Origin of the sequence: Stappia sp. TSB10GB4 (assembly GCF_900185745.1) — a bacterium.
Taxonomy (GTDB): Bacteria; Pseudomonadota; Alphaproteobacteria; order Rhizobiales; family Stappiaceae; genus Stappia.
Genome location: NZ_FYAV01000032.1, coordinates 45101 through 69348, shown reverse-complemented (window position 1 = coordinate 69348; position 24248 = coordinate 45101). Strand labels below are relative to the sequence as shown.

Here is a 24248-nt window from a genome sequence, read left to right as displayed (position 1 = left end):
TCAAAGCAGCTTCTTCCATCTGAAATAAAGGAAAGTGATGGCGACCGACATGAACATGATGCCGATCGAGAACAGATAGCCATACGCCCAATTGAGTTCCGGCATGAACTCGAAGTTCATGCCGTAGATCGAGGCGATCAGTGTCGGCGGCAGGAACACGACGGCGAGAACCGAGAAGATCTTGATGATCTGGTTCTGCTCGAGGTTCACGAGACCGACCGTCGCGTCGAGCAGGAAGTTGAGCCGGGCATCGAGGCCGGTCGCATGTTCGCGGATCGAGCGGATATCGCGGCCCAGCGTCTTGGCGGCGGACTTCTGCTGTCCGTTCAGGCCCAGGGTCTTGGCATGCAGCGAGAGAAACAGGAACAGCCGCTCCAGACTGGCGCAGGCATCGTGCATGCGGGCGATCTTCAGGCCGATCTGGCCGATCTTCTGGATGGTGGCCTTGTACTGCGCGCTCTTGCGGCTGTCGATTCCGCGGCCGAACACATCACTGGCAACAGTATCGAACGCGCTGGAGCATTCTTCCACCACATCGGCGGCCCGGTCGGCAATGGCGTCCAGCAGGACGAAGAGAATATCGCTCGCGGTGCGGATCGGAACGCCGTCATGCTGGATCCGCCGGACGGCGGCGGCGACGGAGGTCGGCTCGCCGTGGCGGAGCGAGACCAGCCGCTCCTTCGTCACCACCAGGGTCATCGCCGCCGATTTCAGATCGGGCTCGCGGACAACCAAGGGCATCACCGCCGTCATCACCAGCGTGTTCTGCACCTCGTACAGCCGCTCGGATGTTTCGATCGCGGCCATCTCCTCGCGGGTGGGAATTTCAGTTCCGATCCAGAGCTCCGCCATCGCCCGCTCCTCGGGTGTGGGAGACGCAAGGTCGACCCACAGGGCCAGATCGGGAATTCGGGTCTCGGCCGAGCAGCGAATCTCGACGATGGCGCCGGCATCGAGCGTATAGGCGGTGATCATGCAAAAAAGGCTCCCGATGAAATCGCGTGCGATTCGGGAACCCTATAGCGTTTTCTTGACGGATTTTCCGCAACGCGGTGCAGGAGGCGCCGTGCCGGCGCCGTTTCCTGCTCCGTGCCTGCGGCGCTCGGCGTCACTTGGCCTTGGGCTGCGACGCCTTGACCATCCCGGTCTTGCAGATGTTCGCCGCGGTCACGGCACCGATGCCGACCGGCTTGTACAGAGAGGCAAGGCTCGGTCGCGGAGCGGGAGCGGCGGCTTGGGGGGACTTGGAAGTCATGTCTGGGTCCGGGTCGTTGGTTGCGCCGGGGAACATCCTGTCGGCGATGCGCACAAATCGTCTCCGATTTGGTCAAAACTAAGGATGACGCAAGGAAACATGGTGGCGCCAGTCACTCTTCTTAACACCTTGTAACCTTTTGCGATTCCGAGAAAGGGGACGAACCTTCCGCAGAGCGGTGCCGGCCCCTTGCCGGATCGGGAAACGCGAAGCGGAATCAAGAGGGTGACGAAGCCGGAAAGGCGTCACCTCGCCGGCGTTCCGCCCGGGACGTCCTCTTCATAGATTTCCGAAAGATCGTCGGGCAGTGGCTCCAGCGGCAGAGGTGCCGGGGTCGTCGCCGAACTCTGTGCGCCGGAAGCCTCGGGATCGGGCTTTGCGCCGGGCAGAGGCGTCTGCCCGTCTTCGCGCTCCGGCGCGTCAGCATCCAGCAAGGGCAGGTCGGCCGGCAGGTCCTCGTCCTCTTCGACCGGGTCGAGGATGCCATAGGCTGCGACCAGGACGGCGTCGAGGTCCTCGAAGAAGCCGCGAACCCGGTTGGCATTGGCACCGAAATCATGCCGGCCGAAGCGCGAGGCGGAGCGGATGTCGAGCCTTGCGCCGACCGGATCCGGCAGGATGCGCACGGCGATGTCGTCGCGAAAGGCGAAGACAAGCGTTGTCGCTACGGCCTGGAAGCGTGTCGGCTCGTCGGGCATGCCGGGCGGCAACTCGGCGGTGATCGTCCAGCGGTTGCGCGCCGCGACCTGCAGGGCCGCCCTGTGCAGCTCCGGCGGGGCGATGCGGAAACGTCGCGACACCAGGTCGGGATAGCTCTCCGCTTGTCTCGAAGCCCCGGTGAAGGGGAGGCCGCTGGCAATCTGCGGCGGGTTTTCCGTGTCGGTGCTGACATCGGCGAGTTGCGGATAGATCGCGAAGGCGTAGAGCGCGAAGAGGGCAGGCGTCAGCGCCACGACACCGTAGAAAAAGCCGCGCACCGCCAGCGCCCAGCCGGTGCCGCCGCGCCGCCACAGGACGAGCCCCGCGATCAGCGCTGTTCCGCAGGCGGCGGCGGCCAGCAGCAGGCCGAGGGTCAGAAGAACCAGGAATTGCGGCGTCGTGACGATATCCGCCCGGTGGATCAGCGCGGAGATCACCAGAACAGGCAGGGCCAGCCGCCCGAACTGGAGGCTTGCCGCCGCGAGGCGCGACCGGGAGAGGGGCAGGATCTTGCGCATGCGGCGGGCGGAAACTTCCCTGTGACTGAGACCGCGTTTCGTTCCAACCGCTTACCACGACCGTCGGCGAATGCGAACCTCCTTGCGCCGCCGGGCGTGCCGTGGGCTTGGCAGCGGCGGCCGCAAGGGCCGTCGCACCGACCTGTGGCAGGGGCCGGTCAGGTTCGGGCGAGGAGCGTCTCGATCCAGTCGATCGCCTCGCTCAGCGAGGCGGCGACATGGTCGGCATGCGGCGCCAGCACATCCGCGCCGACGACGCCGGTGGTCACGGCGAGCGTGCGCGTTCCCGCGGCCTGGCCGGCATGCATGTCGTGCAGGCTGTCTCCCACCATCACCACCTCCTGCGGCGCAAGGCCGAGCGCCGCACAGAAGCCGGAGACCATGCCCGGCGAGGGTTTTGCCCCGTGGCCGCTGTCGAAGCCGATCACCGCGGCAAAGCGCTGCGTCAGGCCGAGCGCGTCGAGTTGTGCCAGCGCCGAGGCTTCCGCGTCGTTGGTGGCGATGCCGAGCATCAGCCCATGCCCGGCCAGCCGGTCGAGCGCGGGGACAAGGTCGTCGAACGGTGCGAGATGCGGCAGGCTCATCGCCCCGATGCGGGCGTTGATATCCTCTGCCAGCGCCTGCGGATCGGCAAGGCCGAGGATCTCGGCGAAGGCATCGACGATGTCGTCGTTGGAGCCGGCGACCAGCACCGAGTCCGGGGCGAAGCGCACGCTGGCAAGGTCGAAGCCGGCGGCCGAGGCCAGCCGCTCCGCTGTCAGCCTGTCGCCGGCCGCAAGCTCGCTCATCAAGGTGTGGAAGGTCGGCGCCCAGGTGTTCTGGAAGTCGATCAGCGTGCCGTCCTTGTCGAACAGCACAGCGCGCACGGTGCCCATGGTCAGGCCGCCCTGCCGAGCGCCACGGGCAGCAGGTCCGACATGCGTTCGATCACGAGATCCGCCTCGTCCACCAGCCGCTCGCGCGGGATTGCACCAGTGGTCACGGCGATGCGCATCATGCCGGCCGCCTTCGCCGCATGCATGTCGTGCAGACTGTCGCCGACCATGGCGATCTCCCCCGGCTCAAGGCCCGTGTGGCGGGCGAACGCGAGCAATTGGCCGGGCTCGGGCTTCGACCCGTGACCACTGTCGTAGCCGGCGAGGAAGCCGAAGGCGCCCGCGAGGCCGAGCGCCTGCATCTGCTTGCGCGCCGAGGCTTCGGTGCCGTTGGTGGCGATGCCGAGCGGCAGGCCGCTTGCCTTCAGCGTGGTCAGCGTCTCCACCACGCTGTCGAATGGGGTGACCGTGCGGTCGCAATGCTCCAGCAGGATCGTCTCGATGCGCTCCAGCATCGCCTGCGGGTCCGGCTCGCCGATCACCTCGGCCCAGCCGGTGGAATAGTCCTTCGGCGACTGCACCTTGAGGATCGACGGACCGGTGAAGCGGGCCTGCGCCACGTCGAACATGGCGAGTGTCTCCAGCGTTTCCAGCAGGGCCCCGTCGCCGCGCGCCAGATCCTGCAGCACCAGGGCGATCGCGGGGCCCCAGGTCCTGTCGAAGTCGGTCAACGTGCCGTCGCGGTCGAACAATACGGCCTTGATGCGCATGCGGGGTCTCGTCCGGTGGGAGATGTCCGGCGGGCGTCGGCCCGCATTTTGCCGTCACATGCCATGTTCCTGGCTGCCCGTCAAAGGAGATGGCGCGTGGCACCCGTTTCGGATGTTCGTCAGGCGAGTTCCAGGCGGCTTGCCAGCGTCAAGGTCGGACTTTGGCCGGGCGCCAGGCCGACCAGCCCGCGCTCGATCAGCCATTCGACCTGGGCGAGCACCGACAACGCCGCCGCGCCGTGCAGCGCGCGGTCGACATCGGCATAGATCCTCGCCACCATCTCCGGGATCGTCCGGTCGCCGGCGGTGAGCCGGTCGAGGATCGCCGTCTCCCGCGCCTGTCGATGGGCGATGAGCCCCGCGATATACTCTGCCGGAGCGGTCACGGCTCCGCCATGCCCCGGCAGATAGACGCTGTCGTCGCGCTGCGAAAGCCGCGCCAGCGAGGCCATGTAGGCGCTCATCGAGCCGTCCGGCGGCGCGACGATCGAGGTCGACCACGCCATGACGTGATCGGCGGAGAAGAGCACATTGCCGTCGTTGAGCGCAAAGGCGAGATGGTTGGCCGTATGGCCGGGCGTTTCCACCGCGGTCAGGGTCAGGCCGTCAATGGTGAGGCTGTCGCCGTCGCGCAATTCGCGGTCGGGGACGTGGTCGGCATCGGCGCTGGCGTCGAGCGGATTGGTCTCGCCCGGCTGGAGGGCGCGCGCTGCCCGGTGCCGACCGCAGCCGACGATCGGCGCCCCGGTCATCTCCTGTAGCAGCCTTGCGCCGGGGGAATGGTCGACATGGGTGTGCGACACCAGGATGGCGGCGAGCCTGTCCTTGCCGACGGCGTTGAGAAGCAGCCTCGCGTGAGTGGGGTCGACGGGGCCGGGATCGAGCACTGCCACCTCGTCGCGCCCGATCAGGTAGGTATTCGTTCCGTGCCAGGTGAAAGGACCGCGATTGGGCGCGGTCGCGCGTCGCACAGCCGACGATATCTCGACGATTTCGCCATGTCGCGGATCGAAATTCCGGTCGTGTCGCAGGGAAACCATCGCTTTTCAGGCTCCGCTTCTGACTTTCGGATTTGCCTATACGAAAAGGGCGGCAAGCCGCAAGTGGGCCGCTGCTTCGCCATTGCTCCACAGCCGGCTAATCTTTCGGTTGAAAGATCATATCTGCACCAATAACGTCTGCCTTACATGCGAGGGACGCTCTTGCTGGAGATTGCCGCGAGGGGAGGCCGTTCCGGTCCTGTCGCGCCGGCCAGCCGGCGGATGCCGTACCCTTCCGTGTCATACTAACGTTGTCAAACTGACCTATGGCCGAGCGAGCGATGCGGGGAGGAGACCCGCCGATCCGTCGCCGCTCGCAAGACCAATGTAACGGAGAGGTCCGACATGTCCATTTCCCGCCGTTCGGTGCTCAAGGGCTCCGCAGCCGCATCGACCCTGCTTGCCGCCCCGGCCATCCTCAAGGCCGGCGACGCGCTGGCCTCGTCCGGCCAGGTGAACGTCTTCGCCTGGGGCGACTACATCCAGCAGAACATGATCGACAAGTTCCAGGGCGACACCGGCATCAAGGTGAACCTGTCGACCTATGGCTCCAACGACGAGGCGGAGCAGAAGCTGCGCGCCGCCGGCGGCAAGGGCTTCGACGTCATCTTCCCGTCGATCACCAACGGCAACAACTACTATCCGGACGGCCTGCTGCAGCCGCTCGACGAGAGCAAGCTCGAGCTCGACAAGCTGATCCCGTCCATGCTGCGTGACAGCGTCCAGCTCGGCGGCACCTATCGCGGCAAGCGCATGCTGCTGCCGTTCAACTGGGGCACCGAGGCGATCACCCTCGACAGCACCCAGTTCAATGCCGACGACGTGTCCTATGGCACCATGTGGTCGCCGGAAGCCGCCGGCAAGGCCGCCTTCCGCCAGAAGTCGGTGATCATGGGTGTCGGCCTCTATCTCGACGCGATCGGCGAGGTGAAGTCCGACCGCATGCTCGACGTCTACAAGACCGAGGATGAGGCCCGCCGCGTGTGGGATGCCTGCGCCAAGTTCATCATCGAGCGCAAGGCCAACATCGCCGCGTTCTGGAACAATGCCACCGAGGCGACGAACGCCTTCAAGCAGGCCGGCGCCACCATCGGCCAGACCTGGGACACCACCGGTCTCCTGCTGAACCGGGAAGACGCCAAGTGGAAGTACCGCATGCCGAAGGAAGGCGGCATCACCTGGATGGACTCCATGGGCATTCCGTCGGGCTCCGAGAACCTGGAGCAGGCCTACGCCTTCCTCAACGCCATGCTGGACCCGGAGATGGCCGGCCTTCTGGCAGGCAACACCGGCTACAACTCTGCCGTGACCGGCGCTGCCGACTACGCGGGCGACAACTACAAGGCCCAGTTCGCCGACGTCTACAATGCCGAGAACCTGGCCAACCTGTGGTGGTGGCAGGCCGACACGCCGTGGTTCGCCACGCTGCGTGAGGAGTATGTGGACAAGATCACCAACGCCTGAGGCGTTTGGACCCGGCGGATCGCGGCGCGTGCCGCGATCCGCTTTTCTTTCCGGCCGAACGCTGCCGGATCGCGTGCCAGATGAGGGGCAAATGCACGGACAAGACGTCGTCCTTGACGGGGTATCGATGCGCTTCGGCGATTTTACCGCCGTTCAGCCGACCGACCTGACGATCAATGCCGGGGAGTTCTTCTCCATTCTCGGCCCCTCGGGCTGCGGCAAGACCACGATCCTGCGGATGATCTCCGGCTTTCTCGACCCTTCGGCCGGCGACGTGCGCATCGGTGGGACGAGCATGGCCGGCATCCGCCCCAACGCCCGGCCGACCGCGCTGATCTTCCAGAACCTTGCGCTCTTCCCCCTCATGAGCGTGTGGGAGAACGTCGCCTTCGGCCTGGAGGCGCGAGGCGTGCCGAAGAAGGTACGTCGCCAGCGGGCCGAGGAATTGCTGGCCATGGTCGCGCTCACCGGCCAGGGCGAGAAGAAGCCGACGGAGCTGTCCGGCGGCCAGCGCCAGCGCGTCGCGATTGCCCGTGCGCTGGCGGTCGAGCCAGCGGTGCTGCTGCTCGACGAGCCGCTGTCCGCTCTCGATCTCAAGCTGCGCCAGCACATGCGCAGCGAGCTCAAGGACCTGCAGCGCAAGACCGGCGTCACCTTCATCTACATCACCCATGACCAGGGCGAGGCGCTTACCATGTCCGACCGGGTGGCGGTGATGAACCGCGGCGTGGTCGAGCAGGTCGCCTCCTCCGACGAGATCTACAATCAGCCGGGAACGCCCTTCGTCGCCAGCTTCGTCGGGGAACAGAACGTCTTCCGTGGCAAGCTTTCCGGGCTCGACGGCGAGATTGCCCGGGTCGACACGCCGCAGGGCGAGATGCTGGCGCGTCTGCGCGGGCGCGCCGGTGTCGGCGACGAGGTCATGATCTTCGTGCGCCCCGAGCGGGTGGGCCTTGGCGGTACCGGGACCGACGATGCGCCGCGCAACCGACTGCGCGCCACCATCGAGCGCCGCGATCTGGAAGGGCCTTTCGTCAACCTGCATTGCCGTGCCGGCGACGCGCCGGTAACGGTGCATCTGCCGAATTCGGGCGACACGGCCTCTTCGCTGGCATCCGGCGAGACGGATCTTGCCTTCCGGCCCTCGGACGCGATCGTCATGCCGGTGGGGGATCTCGCCCGTGAATAGTCTGGTCAAGAGCTATGGCAAAGGCCTGACCGGGATCTTCCTGGCGCTCACCGCCGTTTGGATCGCCTTGCTGATCGTGCTGCCGCAGGCGCGCATGATCGAGCGCGCCTTCACCTATGTCGACCGGTCGGGCGACGCGGCGACCCTGTCGCTGGAGATCGACCGTGCCTATACCCGCGTCTTCGACATCGACACGGATCTGCGCGATCTGCGGGCCCAGCTTCAGGCTGGACAAGAGGCTGGACAGGCGGCGGGCGGAGCTCCGGTAGGCGGTCTGCCGTCGCCGTCGCTGGTTCCCTCGCCATCCCTGACCCCGTCTCCCTCTCTGACGCCCTCACCCTCTCTGACGCCGTCTCCCTCGCAACCCTCGCCCGCGGCGCCGTCACCAGGCGTCGCCCCGAGCCCCTTCGCGCCGCCGCAACAGGCTGCGCTGCCGCTTGAGGAGGTCGAGGGCCGCATTGTCGCGCTGGAGGAGGAGAAGGCCGGCCTGCAGGGGCGCATTGCCGAACTGGAGGCGATCGAGGCCGAGACGACCAAGACGGCTGGCATCAGCGAGAGCTATTCGGCCAAGAACTTCACCAATATGAGCGAGCTGCACTTTCGCATCTTTCTCTCGACGATCTTTTACGCGCTCTGCGTGACGCTGCTCTCCTTCGTCGTGTGCTATCCGGTCGCCTATGCGGCCGCGACGGCGAAAAGCGCCAACAAGGTGGCGCTGATGATGCTCGGCCTCATCATTCCTTACGCGATCAACGAACTGCTGCGGATCTTCTCCTGGGTGATGATCCTGGAGAAGCAGGGCATCCTCAACGGCGTTCTCGATGCCCTCGGCCTGATCGACATGCAGGCGGGAGAGGGCATCCGCTTCGTCGCCTCCAACGGCGCCGTCTTCACCGTGATGGTCTATGCCTATGTGCTCTTCATGGTGTTCCCGATCTACAACACCATCGAAACGCTGGACAAGAACCAGATCGAGGCGGCGCGGGATCTTGGCAGTTCCACCTGGCGCATCCACTGGCGCGTGGTGCTGCCCCATGCCAAGCCCGGCATCGCCGTCGGCGCGATCATGACCTTCATGCTGTCCGCCGGATCGATCGCCGTGCCGGAGATCGTCGGCCGCGGCCTGCATCCGGACTGGTTCGCGCAGGTGATCTACCGCCGCTTCTTCGAGGCGGGCTCGTGGAACGAGGGTGCGGCCTATTCGCTGGCCCTGCTCGTCGCCTGTATCGCCTTCATCCTCGTCAACATGGCCGTCTTCCGCGTCGGCATCAGGGATATCGCGAAATGACGGTCATCACCGCAGAGCAGATCGCAGCGGGTGCCGCCCCGCGCCGGCGCCGGATCCGGGACTGGTCCGACGCGGTGCTCTCCGGCTACCTGCTGCTGTTCTTCGCCTATATGTTCCTGCCGCTGATGTTCATGGTCGCGGCCGCGTTCAACGCCAACCCGACCCCCTCCGTCACCGACTGGCAGGGCTTCACGCTGAAATGGTTTCAGGCGCTGCCGCGTGATGCCCGGTTCGTGCAAGGACTGCTGCACTCGCTGGCGATCGCCGGCGGCGTGATCGTCATCTCGATTCCGCTCGGCCTTGCCGGCGCGCTGATCCTGACGCGGCTGCAGTCGCGGGCCTCGACCCTGCTCTACACGGTGCTGGTCTCGCCGATCCTCACCCCCGGCATCGTGCTTGGCGCCACCACCATGATCTTCTGGCGCGATGCTTTCGGCATGGAGGCGGGGCTGTTCACTGCGGCCATCGCGCAGGCCGCCTTCATCGCCTCCTATTGCATGCTGATGTTCATGGCGCGCCTGCAGCGGCAGGACCGCGCGCTGGAGGAAGCGGCGCTCGACCTCGGCGCCTCCTCGGTCTTCGTCTTCCGCCGCATCACGCTGCCCTTCCTCATGCCGACGATGCTGACGGCGGCGCTGATCTCCTTCCTGCAGTCGATCGAGAACTACAACACTACCTTCTTCGCGATCGGTTCCAGTTGGACGCTCGTCACCGAGATCGGCGCGCGCATGCGCTTCGGCCTGTCGCCGATGATCAACGTCATCGGCGTGATCTTCGTCGTCATCACCGTCGTATCGGCCACCATCTGGGTTCTGGCGAGGCGTCGCGGCGGCAACGGTTGACGGCCCGGCCGGTCGGCTGCGACCTTCAGGGTCTTCGTTCCGGCGACTGATTCGGGAGCTGACATGTCCGAAACGGACGGTTCCATCGTCTTCGTTCGCACGCTGCCGCTGGCACGCGAGGCGGCCTTCGATCTGCTTGTCGACCGCATCGGCGAGTGGTGGCCCTGGCAGCGCACATTTTCCCGCGATCCGGCGGCCGACCTTTCGATCGAGCCGATGGCGGGCGGTGCCTGCACCGAGCAGACGCCCGGCGGTCCGCGCCGGGTCTGGGGCACGGTCCTGTCGATCGAGCCGCCGCTCTATCTGCGTCTCGCCTGGCAGATTTCGCCGGACGGCGAGCCGGTGGCGGATCCCGCCGCTGCCAGCCGCGTGATGATCGAGTTTCGCCAGGCGGCCGAGGGCACCCGCATCGAACTGACCCATGGCGACTTCCTGCGCCATGGCGAGGCCGGCATCGCCTATCGCGAGGCGATGGCGTCACCCGAAGGCTGGCCCGCCTGTCTCGACGCGCTGGAGGCCGCCGCCCGAAACCGTCCGGCGCGGCGATGAGGCTCTCGTTCCGCTGTCTGCCGGAACTGGTCGGCCATGTGCCGGAGCCGGTGCCGGCGCGCGCCGGCTTTCCCGACTGGCTGAAGGCGGTGCCGTCCGTGGTCGCGAGCGAGTTTCTCGGCGGGGCGCAGGTCCGCACCCTCAAGCACTGTCCGCCGCTGATCGATGCGCTGGCGCTGGGGGTGATGTTCCGCCTGGCCGCCGATCTCCACGTCGCTGACGGCGAGATCTCCTGGGACTGGTCGCCGCCGGTGGCGGAAGGGGCGCGCCAGACCCGCTCGCCCATCGGCCTGCATGTGCCGGAACAGGCCGCAGGTGTGCCCTTCGGTCTGCCGGACGGGCAATTCGTGGTGAAGTTCACGAATTTCTGGACGGTCGAGGCGCCCGAGGGCGTTTCCCTGCTCTTCACCCATCCGCTCAACCGCGAGGACCTGCCCTTCCGCACTCTTGCCGGTCTTGTCGACTGCGATCGCTACCGGGACGGCTTCGTGCATTTCCCGGCGATCTGGCGCGATGCCGGCTTTTCCGGACGCCTGCCTGCCGGCACGCCGGTGGCCCAGGCCTTCCCGATCCGCCGCGAGGCGCTGGACCTCGACATCCGCGCCATGGACCGGAACGAGCTTGACCGGCACCTGCAGGTGCAGGACGGGCTTCAGGATGATCCGGGTCTCTATCGCAAGAGCTTCCGCGCGCCGCGCGACAGGTGAGGGGCTCAGCCGGCCTCGTCGACGCGCACCGTTCCGGTCAGGGCAAGGCCCGACAGCGGAATTTTGCCGCGCGGCCCCTGGCTCATCGCCTTGAGCAGGCGCGGTCGCTCGGCCGGCAGTTCGGTGAAGAGGGTTCTGAGCTTTGCCGCGGCCTCCGCCCGTCCCTGGCGCAGTCCCGCCTCCGCCAGGCCGATCTCCGCGTCGCGGTCGCTGGGGCGCAGGGCAAGGACCCTGGCAAAGGCCGCTTCCGCCTCGCCGGCCGCGTCGCGGCGCAGACACAGCCGGGCAAGGTTCAGCCAGCCGTCGGCATCGTCCGGCGCCTTCTCCAGATAGGCGGAAAAGCCGGCCTCCGCCGCCTCCCGGCGGCCGGCATCCATCGCCGCCGCCGCTCGCTCGAACAGGGCGTTGAGATGGCCGGGAGAGACCTTCAGCGCCGCGCCGAAGGCATCGTCGGCGGCGTCCGGATCGCCGAGCCGGCGCAGGACGAGGCCCAGGTTGTAATGCAGCGAGGCATTGCCTGGATCCGCCCGCACCAGGCGCTTGAGCGCCTTGCGGGCCGTCTCCCAGTCCTGCATCGCCAGTGCCTGGGGCAGCCGTTCAGCCGCCTGAGCCGGGGTCATGGCAAAGCCTCCCTCGCGCATCGCGCCGTCCGTCGGCGCGTCTGCCTGCATCCAGGCAGATAGCATTCCCGCCGGTGTCCGTGAAGCGGCCGGCTGCGATTGTTTCCCGTCTTCGATTTCTGGCTTCTGTTTCCGTCTTGGGCCTGTCATATGGCCCATGCTATGGAAGACCTTCCGCTTTCCCGGCCTTTCCGCTCCGCGTCTGCCGCGCCGCCCCGCGGACGGATAGGCCGTTGGGAAACCCGACAGGATCGACCGGCGACAGGAATGAGTGACGACACCACAGAGCGCCCCGCAGCGCGTCCCGGCCTGCGCAGCCGGCTTCGCGAGCGCGTGGCCGAGCAGCGCTGGGTGTTGCTCGCCGTGGTCGCGGTGGCGCTGCTCGCCGTGTTTGCGGCCGGGGTGCCGGCACTGATGGTCGCCGCCGGGGCGATCGCGGTGTTCCTTGCGGCCCTCGTTTCCCCCACCCGCCGACTGCTTGTCACCCGTCGCAGGCGGGAAGCACGGGCACTGACCCCCTGGCCCGAGACCGGCATGAAGCAGCTCGCCGACGCGCTGCCCAATCCCTGCTTCATCGTCGACCGGCGCGGCATCACCCGCTATGTCAACCGAGCTGCAAGGGTGCGCTTCGGCGACCCGCTGCCGGGCGATCCGCTGTCGCTGCGCCTGCGCGTGCCGGTGCTGCTGGAAGCGCTCGACAAGGTCATGGCCGGCGGCCCGGCCCAGCGGATCGAGTGGAGCGAGCGGGTTCCGACGGAAAGCTGGCTCGAGGCCTATGTGACGCCGATCGCCGAGCCGGCGGCGGCGCCCGGCGAGGCGCCGCGCGCCGGCGCCGCCGGCGGAGCAGGGCGCTTCGTTCTCGTCACCTTGCAGGACCTGACCGAGCAGCGCCGGCTGGAGCGCATGCGGGCCGACTTCGTCGCCAATGCCAGCCATGAGCTGCGCACACCGCTCGCCTCGCTCACCGGCTTCGTCGAGACGTTGCAGGGCCCGGCGCGTGACGACCCTGTGGCCCGCGAGCGATTCCTCGCCATCATGCTGCAGCAGGGCAACCGCATGCGTCGGCTGATCGACGACCTCCTGTCGCTCTCGCGAATCGAACTGAAAGCGCACGTTCAGCCCGAGGCCGTACTGGATCTCGAGGCCTTGCTGCGTCTCGCCTGCGACGCCTTGAAGCCCGTTGCCGACGAGGCCGGCGTCGTTCTCGACATCGAGACACCGCCTGCGCCCTGCCTGGTGAGGGCGGATCGGGACGAACTGATCGAAGTGATCGAGAATCTCGTCGAGAACGCCATCAAGTATGGCGCCAGCGGCAAGCGGGTGGAAATCCGCCTGGTGCCGGTTCCGCCGGCGGGCAGGGAGGCGTCGTGCGGGCCAGGCACCTTCGTCCTCAGCGTGCGCGACTTCGGCCCCGGCATCGCGGCGGAGCACCTGCCGCGCCTGACTGAGCGCTTCTACCGGGTGGATGCGTCGCGTAGCCGGGAAACCAGGGGCACCGGCCTCGGCCTTGCCATCGTCAAGCACATCCTGACCCGGCACAAGGCGCGGCTCGAGATTGACAGCACCCCCGGCGAGGGCGCGACCTTCACTGTTAGGTTTCCTGTCGCAAAAGACGCCGTGGCGACTGTTTTCGAGAAAAAAGACGTTTCAAGTCAAAGGCTTGAATTGTCACAAAAGTGATACCTGATCTTCATATAAGCATCACGGGCCAGGACTAGGGTGCCCTCGACCTCGCGGGAATAAGTCTGCGAGGTAACGTGAGAAATCCTGAAATCCAGGGAGAGGTCAGGTGAACATCAAAGCTCTTCTCAGCGCGACCGCGGTCGCTTCGGTCGCCTTCACTGGCGCCGCCATCGCTCGCGACCAGATCCAGATCGCCGGCTCCTCAACGGTTCTTCCCTACTCCTCGATCGTTGCCGAGGCGTTTGGCGAGAACACTGATTTCCCGACCCCGGTGGTTGAGTCGGGTGGTTCGTCTGCCGGTCTCAAGAAGTTCTGCGACGGTGTCGGCGAAAACACGATCGACATCGCCAACTCGTCGCGCCCGATCCGTGAAGGCGAGGTCAAGGCCTGCGCCGAGGCCGGCGTGACCGACATCATCGAGGTTCGTATCGGCTACGACGGCATCGTCTTTGCTTCCGACATCAACGGCGCTGACTTCGTCTTCACCCCGGTCGACTGGTACAAGGCGCTCGCCGCCGAGGTCGTCGTGGACGGCAAGCTGGTTCCGAACACCGCGACCACCTGGAGCCAGGTGAACGACGCGCTGCCGAACCAGGAGATCCAGGCCTTCGTTCCGGGCACCAAGCACGGCACCCGTGAAGTGTTCGAAGAGAAGGTCATGATGCACGGCTGCGAGGACAGCGGCGCGCTGAAGGCCATGGTCGATGGCGGCATGGACAAGAAGGATGCCGCCAAGAAGTGCCTGGTGCTGCGCACCGACGGCCGTTCGGTCGACATCGACGGCGACTACACCGAGACGCTTGCCCGTCTCGATGCCAACAAGGCCGGCATCGGCGTGTTCGGTCTCGCCTTCTACGAGAACAACACCGACAAGCTCAAGGTCGCGACCATGTCGGGCGTGACCCCGTCGACCGAGACCATCGCGTCCGGCGAATACCCGGTGTCCCGTCCGCTGTTCTTCTACGTCAAGAAGGCCCACATCGGCGTGGTTCCTGGCCTGAAGGAATTCGCCCAGTTCTTCGTCTCCGACGAACTGGCTGGTCCGGACGGCCCGCTGGCCCAGTATGGCCTGGTCTCCGATCCGGAGTTGGCCAAGGTCCAGGAAGCGGTTGCTGCCGAGACCACGCTCACGCACTGAGCCGGTCGGAAATAGCAAGGGGCGGCGAGCAGTAACGGCTGTGCCGCCCCTTTTTTCTTCCCCGAGGTCCGGATTTCAGTCTCATGTCCTTGCCGCTGATTGCTCTTGTGATATTCGCCCTTGCCGCGGCCGGTTTCGTCCTGGGGCGTGTCCGTGCAATGGCCAGCGCTGGCGGCGATATCCGCCTGCTGCATTCCCTGCCGGGCTACTACGGATGGAACGTCGCGCTGGCCGCGACAATCCCGTCGTTCCTGGTTCTCGTTCTGTGGCTCGCCATCCAGCCTATGGTCATCAACGGCCAGGTGTCGTCGATGATCTCCCAGGAAACGAGCGGCAGGAGTTCGCTGGACCTGGTGATGAGCGACGTGCGCCGTGTCGCCCGCGGTCTCGATACCGCCGTTGCCGCCGGAGCGCTCTCCGCCGAGCAGGCCGACTCGATCCGCACAGAGTTCACCGACGTGCGTGAGCGTCTCGGCCGGGTCGGCGTCGCTCTCGGCTCCGGGGTCACCTCCGAGATCTTGCGCGCCGCGCAGCGCTACCGCGCGCTGTCCGCGATTGGCGATCTGGGTCGAGCTCTCGTCGTGATTGGCGTCGCCGTTCTTGGGGCTGCCTTCGCGTGGAGCCGCTCCGGCAAGGACTTCCGGGCCCGCAACTCGGTGGAGCGGGTGGTGCGTTGGATTCTCATTGCCGCCGCCTCCATCGCGATCCTGACGACGCTCGGCATCGCGTTGTCGCTGGTGTTCAACACCTTCGAGTTTTTCCGCCTCTATCCGGCGGCCGACTTCTTCTTCGGCCTGACGTGGAGTCCGAGCTTTGGCGGGGGCTCTCAGCTCGGCATCGTGCCGCTGCTCTGGGCGACCCTCTACATCTCGCTGATCGCGCTGATAGTGTCGGTGCCGATCGGCCTGTTCGCCGCGGTCTATCTGTCCGAATATGCCAGCCCGGCGGTGCGCTCGGTGGCCAAGCCGATGCTCGAAGTGCTCGCCGGCATTCCGACCATCGTCTACGGTCTGTTCGCACTTCTCACCGTCGGCCCGCTGCTGGTCAGCTTGTTCGGCAACGGCGGTCTGTTCGGTGTCAACTGGATGGCCGGCGGCACGGCGGTCATCACCGCCGGACTGGTCATGGGCATCATGCTCATTCCCTTCGTCAGTTCGTTGTCGGATGACATCATCAACGCCGTACCGCAGGCCCTGCGCGATGGCTCTCTCGGCCTCGGCGCCACCCATTCGGAGACGGTCAAGCAGGTCATTCTGCCAGCGGCCCTGCCGGGTATCGTCGGTGCCATCCTGCTGGCGGCCTCGCGGGCGATCGGCGAGACCATGATCGTGGTGCTCGGCGCCGGCGCCGCTGCCAAGCTCAGCCTCAATCCCTTCGAGGCGATGACCACCGTCACCGCCAAGATCGTCAGCCAGCTCACCGGCGACGCCGACTTCGCCTCGCCCGAGGCGCTGGTCGCCTTCTCGCTCGGCATGACCCTCTTCGTGGTCACGCTGGGGCTGAACATCTTCGCGCTCTACATCGTGCGCAAATACCGGGAGCAGTACGAATGACCGAGACGGCCACGACCTATCCCGCGGGCAAGGAGACCGGGCAGGCTGTCCGCCGGAAAACCTCGCTGCTCAAGACGGATGCCCTGACCCGCCGCCGCAATGCAGCCGAGAGCCGGTTTAAGGTCTATGGCGTCCTTGCCATTCTGATCGGCCTGTTCTTCCTTGTGGCGCTGCTCTACGCGATCTTCAGCAACGGCCTGACCGCGTTCAATCAGACCTTCATCTCCGTTCCGGTGACGCTGGACCGCGAGGCGGTGGAAAAGGCCGAGGCCTCGGTCGTCAAGACGTCCGGGTACAACGCGATGATCGATACGGCGCTCGTCGCCGAACTCGATCGGGCGGGCATCGCCACCGACATGCGCCCTGCCGATCTGCGCAAGATGCTTTCGTCCGGCGCCGCCGCCCAGATCCGCAGCTTCGTCCTCGCCAATCCTGGCAGGATCGGCCAGACAGTAACATTCGATCTGCTGGCCTCGTCCCGCGTCGACGGTTACCTGAAGGGCCGCGTCACCCGTGAGGCGCTGGTCAACGACCGGAACCTCGACGCTGCCCATCTCGACTTGGTCGATGAAATGCAGACCAAGGGCATCGTTGAGAAGCGCTTCAACGTGGACTTCATCACTGGGTCCGATGCTTCCGACTCCCGGCCGGAGCAGGCGGGCATCGGTGTGTCCATGCTCGGCTCGCTCTACATGATGCTGGTGGTGCTGTTCCTGTCGCTGCCGATCGGCGTGGCCGCGTCGATCTACCTTGAGGAGTTCGCTCCCAAGAACCGCTTGACCGACCTGATCGAAGTCAACATTTCCAACCTGGCGGCGGTGCCATCCATCGTCTTCGGCATTCTCGGCCTTGCGGCCTTCATCCAGTTTGCCCATCTGCCGCAGTCCGCTCCTATCGTCGGCGGCCTGGTGCTGACGTTGATGACCCTGCCGACCATCATCATCTCGACCCGCGCTTCGCTGAAAGCGGTGCCGCCGTCGATCCGCGATGCGGCACTCGGCGTCGGCGCCTCGAAGATGCAGTCGGTGTTTCACCACGTCCTGCCGCTGGCGATGCCCGGCATCTTGACCGGCACGATCATCGGCCTTGCCCAGGCACTGGGCGAAACCGCGCCGCTGCTGCTCATTGGCATGGTCGGGTTCATCGCCTCCAACTATCCGAGTGGTATCGCCTCCGGCTTCCTGGATCCCAATTCGGCAATGCCGGCGCAGATCTACGAGTGGGCCAAACGCGCGGACCCGGCCTTCTACGAGCGGGCATGGGGCGGAATTATCGTCCTTCTGTTCTTTCTGATGACCATGAACATCGTCGCGATCATCCTGCGCCGTCGTTTCGAGCGCCGCTGGTAAGGGGGCTCTCCAAGCCATGAACCAAATGACCAATCCCGAGAAAGTCGCCGCCATGAATGACGCCAAGATCGAAGCAGAGAAGGTCCAGGTCTTCTATGGCGATACCCACGCCATCAAGGATGTCAGCATCCGCATCGAGGAAAAGACCGTTACCGCCTTCATCGGCCCATCGGGCTGCGGCAAGTCGACCTTCCTGCGCTGTCTCAACCGGATGAACGACACGATCGACATTTGCCGCGTCGAGGGGCAGATCCTGATCGACGGCGAGAACATCTATGACCCCAAGGTCGATCCGGTGCAGTTGCGCGCCAAGGTCGGCATGGTGTTCCAGAAGCCGAATCCGTTCCCCAAGTCGATCTTCGACAACATCGCCTATGGGCCGCGCATCCACGGACTTGCGCGCAACAAGGCGGCGCTGGAGGAGATCGTTGCGTCAAGCCTGCAAAAGGCCGGCCTGTGGAACGAGGTCAAGGACCGCCTCGACGAGCCGGGCACCGGCCTGTCCGGCGGCCAGCAGCAGCGTCTGTGCATCGCCCGCGCCATCGCGGTCAGTCCCGAGGTCATCCTGATGGACGAGCCCTGTTCGGCGCTCGATCCCATTGCCACCGCCAAGGTGGAGGAACTGATCGACGAGTTGCGCGAGAACTACACGATCGTCATCGTCACCCACTCCATGCAGCAGGCCGCCCGCGTGTCGCAGCGCACGGCCTTCTTTCACCTCGGCAATCTCGTCGAGGAAGGGGCGACGAAGGACATCTTCACAAATCCCAGGGACAAGCGCACCCAGGACTACATCACCGGCCGCTTCGGCTAATCTGGATCTGGTCGAGAACGGGCGGGAGGTTGCGTCCTTTGCGGCGCACCCCGCCGGAAGGGGCGACCGCCGCCCCCGGATGGAGACGAGACATGAGTGAACATACCGTATCCTCCTTCGACGAGGAACTGAAGGAGATCGCCGGCCGGGTGTCGGAGATGGGTGGCCTTGCCGAGGTCATGCTGAGCGATGCCGTGTCGGCGCTGGTGCGCATGGACAAGGACCTCGCCCGCCGGGTCATCGGCCAGGACAAGCGGGTCGACGTCCTGCAGTTCGAGATCGAGGAGCAGGCGATCCTGATCATCGCCCGCCGCCAGCCGGTGGCCAGCGACCTGCGCGACGTCATCTCGGCGATGCGCATCTCCAACGACCTGGAGCGCGTTGGCGATCTTGCCAAGAACATCGCCAAGCGCGTCATCGCCATCGAGGGGACCTTCGATTCCAAGAAGTTCGCCCTCGGCGTCGAGCACATGACCGAACTGGCCCAGGCGCAGTTGAAGGACGTGCTGGATGCCTATGCCAGCCGCGACAGCGAGGCGGCGGCCGCGGTGCGCGACCGTGACGACGAGGTCGACGCGCTCTACACCTCGATCTTCCGCGAACTCCTCACCTATATGATGGAGGATCCGCGCCAGATTTCGGTCTGCGCCCATCTGCTGTTCTGCGCCAAGAACATCGAGCGGATCGGCGATCACGCCACCAACATCGCCGAGAACGTCATCTACATGTCGACTGGCGTTCTGCCGACCGACGAGCGCCAGAAGGTCGACGAGACCGGCGTCGAAACCGACATCGTGCCCTGACGCGGCTGCGGTCGAGACTTGCGCGGGCGATCGGATCGCCCGCTGCTGCTGACAACGAAAGCCGGCAAGGCGGTGCGAGTGAAAAGCCGCACCAAGGCCTTCCGGCCGGGTCGATAGGACAAGGGTAAACATCATGCCGAAGGTCCTGATAGTGGAGGACGAAGAGCCTCTCATCATGATGCTGCGCTACAATCTCGAGGCCGAGGGCTACACGGTCGAGACCTGCATGCGCGGCGACGAGGCCGACCTGCTGCTGCGCGAAAGCCAGCCGGACCTGCTGCTTCTCGACTGGATGTTGCCGGGCCTGTCCGGCATCGAACTGTGCCGCCGTCTGCGCTCGCGCGCCGAGACCGAGCGCCTGCCGGTGATCATGCTCACCGCCCGCGGCGAGGAGCAGGAGCGCATCCGGGGCCTTGCCACCGGCGCCGACGACTATGTGGTCAAGCCGTTCTCGATCCCCGAGCTGATGGCGCGGGTGCGCGCCATGCTGCGCCGGGCAAAGCCCGAGGTCGTGTCCTCGCTGCTGCGCGCCGGTGATCTGGAACTCGACCGCGAGACCCACCGGGTGCGCCGCTCCGGCCGCGAGGTTCATCTCGGCCCGACCGAGTTCCGACTGCTTGAATTCCTGATGACCTCGCCCGGCCGCGTCTTCTCGCGCGAACAACTGCTCGACGGGGTCTGGGGCCACGATGTCTATGTCGACGAGCGGACGGTCGACGTCCATGTCGGCCGCCTGCGCAAGGCGATCAATCGCGGCAAGGTGCAGGACCCGATCCGCACCGTGCGTGGTGCCGGCTACGCCTTCAACGACCAGTTCGCCGTCGCCTCCTGAGGCGGGCCACCGATATGGAAGGAGCCGGAGTGCCTGGCACGGCGCTCCGGCGATCCCCGTCGCGGACGCTCCACCGATGCAGACGCGAAAAGGCCCGCCGCGGAAACCGCTGGCGGGCCTTTCTCGTCAGAGCCGCCCCCTGGAGGGGGACGCTGCCTCAGCCGTTGGCGACGTTGCGGTCGCGGCGGCGATCGCTCGCCGGCTGATAGGCGATGCGGCAGTGATAGGGGCAGTAGGGCACGCCCGGGTTCGACGGGTGGCCGCAGAAGTAGAAGTCTTCCTTGGTGGGGTCGCCGATCGGCCATTTGCAGGTCCGCTCGGTCAGCGTCAGGATCGTTGCCCGCTTGGCGATCGGCACCAGTTCGGCGACGGGCTTGGCTTCCGGCGCGGGGGCGGCCACCGGCGCGGCCTCGATCTTCAGCGCGGTGGCGCCGATGGTCTGCGGTGCGGACGGGGCGCCGCCGCCCTGCTGCTGCGCCGCCGACGCGGCCGCCTCCTCGGCGCCGCTCCGGGCCGGCTTGCTGCGCGCCTTCTGGGCGGCCGCCGGCGCCTTGGCGCGGCCTGACAGGCCGAGGCGATGCACCTTGCCGATCACCGCATTGCGGGTGACGCCGCCGAGCTCCGCTGCGATCTGGCTGGCGCTCAGTCCATCGGTCCAGAGCTTCTTGAGAAGGTCGACGCGTTCGCTTGTCCAGGACATGCGCTCAACTCCGTGTTGGATCGGGCCCCGACATCTGGTTAATAAAAGGTTATCGGCACACCGTAAGGGGCGCCCCGCTCATCGCCGGATTTTGAGGCTATTGTGAGTCGGATACACGAGATGTCGTATTTCTTGACTGGGAAGCTACAATATGCCGGCTTTCCGGTTCAAGGTGAGGGGGCGATTCACCTGGGGATTGATCCGGTTTTCCCCAGAAAAGGCCGCTTTCGGCCGCGTTGCGGGTGCGCATGCCGCCCGCCAATTCCGTTGACTTTTCCGCGTCCGCGCGGTGTATAACGGGGCTTCCTCGCCGTGCCGCCTCTCGTGGGCGGCATAATTGCTTTCGGGAGCGCCGTCCGCATCCTTCGCAGCCCTTTGCGGCAGCGGGAGGGCAGCGGTTCGCAAGGCATCGCGCGGGGCTCGGGGCGGGTTCGCCCGCCAAGGCATCTCGCCGGTCGATGGGACCGGTCAATGGGAGCAGGAAGGACATGGAAGGCTCATCTCTCTATCAGACCTACAGCCGCGCGAACCTGGAGTTCGTGCGTGGCGAGGGTGTGTGGCTGGAGACTTCCGATGGCCGACGCTTTCTCGATTGCGCCGCCGGCATTGCCGTCAACTCGCTCGGCCATTCCCATCCCGGTCTCGTCAAGGCATTGAAGGACCAGGCCGACAAGCTCTGGCACGTGTCCAACGTCTATGCCATCGAGGGCCAGGAGACGTTCGCGCGCAAGCTGACGCAGGCGACCTTCGCCGACCGCGTGTTCTGCACCAATTCCGGCGCCGAGGCGCTGGAATGCGCGATCAAGACGGCGCGGCGCTACTTCTATGCGAAGGGCGAGCCGGAGCGGATCGACATCATCACCTTCGAGGGCGCCTTCCATGGCCGCACGCTGGCGACCATCGCCGCCGGCGGCCAGGAGAAGTATCTGGAAGGCTTCGGCCCCAAGGCGCCGGGCTTCATCCAGGTGCCGTTCGGCGACCATGAGGCGCTGCTCGCCGCCATCGGCGACACCACCGCCGGCCTGTTGATCGAACCGATCCAGGGCGAGGGCGGCGTACGTCCCGTGCCGACCGAGTACCTGCGCGAGATGCGCCGCCTGTGCGACGAGCACGGCATCCTGCTGATCCTCGACGAGGTGCAGACCGGCGTCGGGCGTACCGGCAAGCTCTTTGCCCATGAATGGGCCGGCATCACGCCGGACATCATGGCGGTTGCCAAGGGCATCGGCGGCGGGTTCCCGCTCGGCGCCTGCCTTGCGACCGAGGAAGCGGCCTCCGGCATGAAGCCGGGCACCCACGGCACCACCTATGGCGGCAATCCGCTGGCCATGGCCGTGGGCAATGCGGTGCTCGACGTGGTGCTGGCCGACGGCTTCCTTGAGAGCGTGCAGAAGAAGGGCCTGCTGCTGAAGCAGAAGCTGGCTGCCGTTGTCGACGGCCATCCGGCGATCTTCGAGGAGATCCGTGGCAAGGGCCTCATGCTCGGCCTCAAGTGCCGGGTTACCAATACCGAGCTGCTGTCGCATTTCCGCGAGGCCGGCGTTCTGGCCGTGGGCGCGGGCGACAATGTCCTGCGCATCATGCCGCCGCTGACCATCACCGAGGCGGAGATCGAGGAGGCCGTGGCCCGCATCGACCGGGCCGCCGGCGCCATGGAAGCCGGGCTCGAACGGGGAGCGGCAGAGTGATGACCATCCAGCCGCGCCACTTCCTCGACCTCACCGACGTCGACGCCAGCGAGCTGCGCTTCATCCTCGACGGCAGCCGCCGCATCAAGCAGGCGCGCGGTCCCGTGCGTGTGTCCGGCGGCGGGCCGCTCGCCGGCCGCGTGCTGGCCATGGTGTTCGAGCAGCCCTCGACCCGCACCCGCATCTCCTTCGATGTCGGCATGCGCGAGCTTGGCGGCGAGACGTTGATGCTCACCGGCGCAGAGATGCAGCTCGGCCGCGGCGAGACTATCGCCGACACCGCGCGCGTGCTGTCGCGCTATGTCGACGCCATCATGATCCGCATCCTTGACCATGATGCGCTGACGGAACTCGCCGAATACGCCACCGTCCCGGTGATCAACGGCCTGACCAAGCGCACCCATCCCTGCCAGATCATGGCGGACGTGCTGACCTTCGAGGAGAAGAAGGGCAAGATCGCCGGGCGCAGCGTCGCCTGGACCGGCGACAGCAACAACGTTCTGGCCTCCTGGGTGCATGCGGCGACGAAGCTCGACTTCGCCCTCAACATCGCCACCCCGTCGGAGCTGGCGCCGCCGGCCGACCTCATCGCCGCCGCCCGCAAGGCGGGAGCAGAGATCCGCATCACCGACGATCCGTTCGAGGCGGTGAAGGGTGTCGACTGCGTCGTCACCGACTGCTGGGTCTCCATGGGCGACGACGACGGCGATCGCCACAATCTGCTGCGCCCCTACCAGGTCAACGAGCGTCTGATGGCGGAAGCCGACCGGGACGCCATTTTCATGCATTGCCTGCCTGCCCATCGCGGCGAGGAGGTGACGTCGCAGGTGATGGACGGCCCGCAGTCCGTCGTCTTCGACGAGGCGGAAAACCGGCTCCATGCACAAAAGGGCATCCTCGCCTGGTGTCTTGGGGCCCTGCAGAACGCATAGGACCGACATGAGCGTTCAGGACGAACTGGAACGGCTGGGCGTCACCCCGGCCGGGCGCGACGCCGTGCTTCCCTTCGCTGTGGAGCCGCTGGACGTGCGCGGCCGCGCCGTGATGCTCGGCCCGGTGCTGGACCGCATCCTGGAGCGCCATGCCTATCCGGCATCGGTCTCGCGCCTGCTCGGCGAGGCGGCGACGCTCGTCGCCCTGCTTGGCACCTCGCTGAAGTTCGACGGCCGCTTCACCCTGCAGACCACCACCGATGGCCCGGTTTCCATGCTGGTCGTCGATTTCCAGACGCCGGACGGCTTGCGCGCCTGCGCCCAGTTCGACGCGGAGGCGGTGGCGGCGGCGGAGGCGGCCGGGCGCACCGACACGCCCTCGCTGCTCGGCCATGGCCATCTCGCCATGACGGTCGATCAGGGCGCCGCGATGAATCGCTATCAGGGCATCGTCGCGCTGGACGGCATCACGCTGGAGGAGGTGGCGCATCGCTACTTCGCCCAGTCGGAGCAGATCCCGACCGTGGTGCGCCTTGCCGTCGGCGAGGTTCTCGACCGCCGGGCCGGCGACAAGCCCCGCCACTCCTGGCTGGCCGGCGGCGTGCTGGCCCAGTTCCTGCCCGAGGCGCCGGAGCGCATGCGCCAGGCCGACCTGCCGCCGGGCGATGCGCCGGAGGGCGCGATGGAACACGAGTTCGAGGAAGACGACGCCTGGCGCGAGGCCCGCGCCCTGGTCGAGACCCTGCGCGACGACGAACTCGGCGATCCGGATATGACCGCCGAGCGGCTGCTGTTCCGCCTGTTCCACGAGCGCGGTGTGCGCGTCTTCGCGCCGCAGCCGCTCGCCGACCGCTGCCGCTGCTCCGACGAACGCATCCGGGCCATGCTCAAGGGATTCACCCTGGAGGAGCGCGACGACATGACCGTCGGCGGTCGCATCGAGGTGACCTGCCGCTTCTGCAACACCCGCTACGACTACAGCCCCGGCGAGTTCTGAGCT

24 protein-coding genes are annotated in these 24248 nt (G+C 66.5%); 16 read left to right on the top strand and 8 right to left on the bottom strand.

All coding sequences use genetic code 11. The features are described from left to right. The 6 genes from TSB10GB4_RS05765 to TSB10GB4_RS05740 all read right to left on the bottom strand — a co-directional run bounded on the left by TSB10GB4_RS05765 (nt 1) and on the right by TSB10GB4_RS05740 (nt 5097). Nucleotides 1–975: a magnesium transporter CorA family protein gene (locus TSB10GB4_RS05765; RefSeq protein ID WP_186386878.1), complete on the bottom strand. Its 975-nt coding sequence runs from the start codon at nt 973–975 to the stop codon at nt 1–3. Nucleotides 976–1108: 133 nt separating this feature from the next. After that, nucleotides 1109–1255, bottom strand: a complete 147-nt coding sequence (locus tag TSB10GB4_RS05760; RefSeq protein ID WP_208984470.1) for a hypothetical protein — start codon at nt 1253–1255, stop codon at nt 1109–1111. Nucleotides 1256–1500: 245 nt separating this feature from the next. Beyond that, nucleotides 1501–2472 carry a DUF1499 domain-containing protein gene (locus TSB10GB4_RS05755; protein ID WP_186386876.1) on the bottom strand — a complete coding sequence of 324 codons (972 nt, stop codon included), beginning with the start codon at nt 2470–2472 and terminating at the stop codon, nt 1501–1503. A gap of 158 nt (nt 2473–2630) precedes the next feature. Then, nucleotides 2631–3347 (bottom strand): HAD family hydrolase, encoded by a 717-nt coding sequence (locus tag TSB10GB4_RS05750; protein WP_186394940.1) that lies wholly within the window; start codon nt 3345–3347, stop codon nt 2631–2633. A 2-nt stretch (nt 3348–3349) separates the two neighbouring features. Continuing rightward, a complete protein-coding gene (locus tag TSB10GB4_RS05745) occupies nt 3350–4057 on the bottom strand; it encodes an HAD family hydrolase (protein ID WP_186394939.1) in 708 nt (235 codons plus the stop codon). A 119-nt stretch (nt 4058–4176) separates the two neighbouring features. Continuing rightward, a complete protein-coding gene (locus tag TSB10GB4_RS05740) occupies nt 4177–5097 on the bottom strand; it encodes an MBL fold metallo-hydrolase (protein ID WP_186394938.1) in 921 nt (306 codons plus the stop codon). A gap of 345 nt (nt 5098–5442) precedes the next feature. Here TSB10GB4_RS05740 and TSB10GB4_RS05735 point away from each other — a divergent pair, with 345 nt between their 5' ends. The 6 genes from TSB10GB4_RS05735 (at nt 5443) to TSB10GB4_RS05710 (ending at nt 11136) form a co-directional block, all read left to right on the top strand. Continuing rightward, nucleotides 5443–6561, top strand: a complete 1119-nt coding sequence (locus tag TSB10GB4_RS05735; RefSeq protein ID WP_186386872.1) for an extracellular solute-binding protein — start codon at nt 5443–5445, stop codon at nt 6559–6561. 91 nt (nt 6562–6652) lie between these two features. Then, the gene (locus tag TSB10GB4_RS05730; protein WP_186386871.1) at nt 6653–7750 is read left to right on the top strand and encodes an ABC transporter ATP-binding protein; all 1098 of its coding nucleotides are present in this window, start codon (nt 6653–6655) and stop codon (nt 7748–7750) included. Next, the gene (locus TSB10GB4_RS23775) at nt 7743–9038 is read left to right on the top strand and encodes an ABC transporter permease (protein WP_244296501.1); all 1296 of its coding nucleotides are present in this window, start codon (nt 7743–7745) and stop codon (nt 9036–9038) included. The genes TSB10GB4_RS05730 and TSB10GB4_RS23775 overlap by 8 nt, the downstream gene beginning before the upstream one ends. Then, complete coding sequence (locus TSB10GB4_RS05720; RefSeq protein WP_186386869.1) at nt 9035–9880, top strand: ABC transporter permease; 846 nt, start codon at nt 9035–9037, stop codon at nt 9878–9880. The genes TSB10GB4_RS23775 and TSB10GB4_RS05720 overlap by 4 nt, the downstream gene beginning before the upstream one ends. 63 nt (nt 9881–9943) lie before the next feature. Next, the gene (locus TSB10GB4_RS05715) at nt 9944–10429 is read left to right on the top strand and encodes an SRPBCC family protein (RefSeq protein ID WP_186386868.1); all 486 of its coding nucleotides are present in this window, start codon (nt 9944–9946) and stop codon (nt 10427–10429) included. Then, nucleotides 10426–11136 carry a hypothetical protein gene (locus TSB10GB4_RS05710; protein ID WP_186394937.1) on the top strand — a complete coding sequence of 237 codons (711 nt, stop codon included), beginning with the start codon at nt 10426–10428 and terminating at the stop codon, nt 11134–11136. Before TSB10GB4_RS05715 ends, TSB10GB4_RS05710 begins: the two co-directional genes overlap by 4 nt. A 5-nt stretch (nt 11137–11141) precedes the next feature. Here TSB10GB4_RS05710 and TSB10GB4_RS05705 read toward each other — a convergent pair whose 3' ends face one another. Then, complete coding sequence (locus tag TSB10GB4_RS05705) at nt 11142–11756, bottom strand: tetratricopeptide repeat protein (RefSeq protein ID WP_186394936.1); 615 nt, start codon at nt 11754–11756, stop codon at nt 11142–11144. Nucleotides 11757–12023: 267 nt separating this feature from the next. Between TSB10GB4_RS05705 and TSB10GB4_RS05700 the strand changes: the two genes are divergently transcribed. From TSB10GB4_RS05700 to phoB, 7 genes are all read left to right on the top strand, one after another. Continuing rightward, nucleotides 12024–13436, top strand: coding sequence for an ATP-binding protein (locus TSB10GB4_RS05700; RefSeq protein ID WP_186394935.1), 1413 nt, complete (start codon nt 12024–12026; stop codon nt 13434–13436). 109 nt (nt 13437–13545) lie between these two features. Further along, nucleotides 13546–14577 carry a substrate-binding domain-containing protein gene (locus tag TSB10GB4_RS05695; RefSeq protein WP_186394934.1) on the top strand — a complete coding sequence of 344 codons (1032 nt, stop codon included), beginning with the start codon at nt 13546–13548 and terminating at the stop codon, nt 14575–14577. Between the two features lie 83 nt (nt 14578–14660). Further along, nucleotides 14661–16130 (top strand): phosphate ABC transporter permease subunit PstC, encoded by a 1470-nt coding sequence (gene pstC / locus TSB10GB4_RS05690; protein WP_186394933.1) that lies wholly within the window; start codon nt 14661–14663, stop codon nt 16128–16130. Then, on the top strand, nt 16127–17479 hold the full coding sequence (pstA, locus tag TSB10GB4_RS05685; protein WP_186394932.1) for a phosphate ABC transporter permease PstA: 1353 nt from the start codon (nt 16127–16129) through the stop codon (nt 17477–17479). Before pstC ends, pstA begins: the two co-directional genes overlap by 4 nt. A gap of 16 nt (nt 17480–17495) precedes the next feature. Then, complete coding sequence (gene pstB, locus TSB10GB4_RS05680; RefSeq protein WP_186394931.1) at nt 17496–18293, top strand: phosphate ABC transporter ATP-binding protein PstB; 798 nt, start codon at nt 17496–17498, stop codon at nt 18291–18293. Nucleotides 18294–18385: 92 nt separating this feature from the next. Then, a complete protein-coding gene (gene phoU / locus TSB10GB4_RS05675; RefSeq protein ID WP_186386860.1) occupies nt 18386–19096 on the top strand; it encodes a phosphate signaling complex protein PhoU in 711 nt (236 codons plus the stop codon). A 133-nt stretch (nt 19097–19229) separates the two neighbouring features. Next, a complete protein-coding gene (phoB, locus tag TSB10GB4_RS05670) occupies nt 19230–19928 on the top strand; it encodes a phosphate regulon transcriptional regulator PhoB (RefSeq protein WP_186386859.1) in 699 nt (232 codons plus the stop codon). A gap of 157 nt (nt 19929–20085) precedes the next feature. On the opposite strand, the gene TSB10GB4_RS05665 is transcribed toward phoB, so the two are convergent. Further along, a complete protein-coding gene (locus tag TSB10GB4_RS05665) occupies nt 20086–20628 on the bottom strand; it encodes a GcrA family cell cycle regulator (protein WP_186386858.1) in 543 nt (180 codons plus the stop codon). A gap of 488 nt (nt 20629–21116) precedes the next feature. Between TSB10GB4_RS05665 and TSB10GB4_RS05660 the strand changes: the two genes are divergently transcribed. The 3 genes from TSB10GB4_RS05660 to TSB10GB4_RS05650 are packed head-to-tail and all read left to right on the top strand — an operon-like array spanning nt 21117 to nt 24245. Then, nucleotides 21117–22316, top strand: coding sequence for an aspartate aminotransferase family protein (locus TSB10GB4_RS05660; protein ID WP_186386857.1), 1200 nt, complete (start codon nt 21117–21119; stop codon nt 22314–22316). Next, nucleotides 22316–23248 carry an ornithine carbamoyltransferase gene (argF, locus tag TSB10GB4_RS05655; protein ID WP_186386856.1) on the top strand — a complete coding sequence of 311 codons (933 nt, stop codon included), beginning with the start codon at nt 22316–22318 and terminating at the stop codon, nt 23246–23248. Before TSB10GB4_RS05660 ends, argF begins: the two co-directional genes overlap by 1 nt. Nucleotides 23249–23255: 7 nt before the next feature. Further along, a complete protein-coding gene (locus TSB10GB4_RS05650; protein ID WP_186386855.1) occupies nt 23256–24245 on the top strand; it encodes an Hsp33 family molecular chaperone in 990 nt (329 codons plus the stop codon). Nucleotides 24246–24248 lie beyond the last annotated feature (3 nt).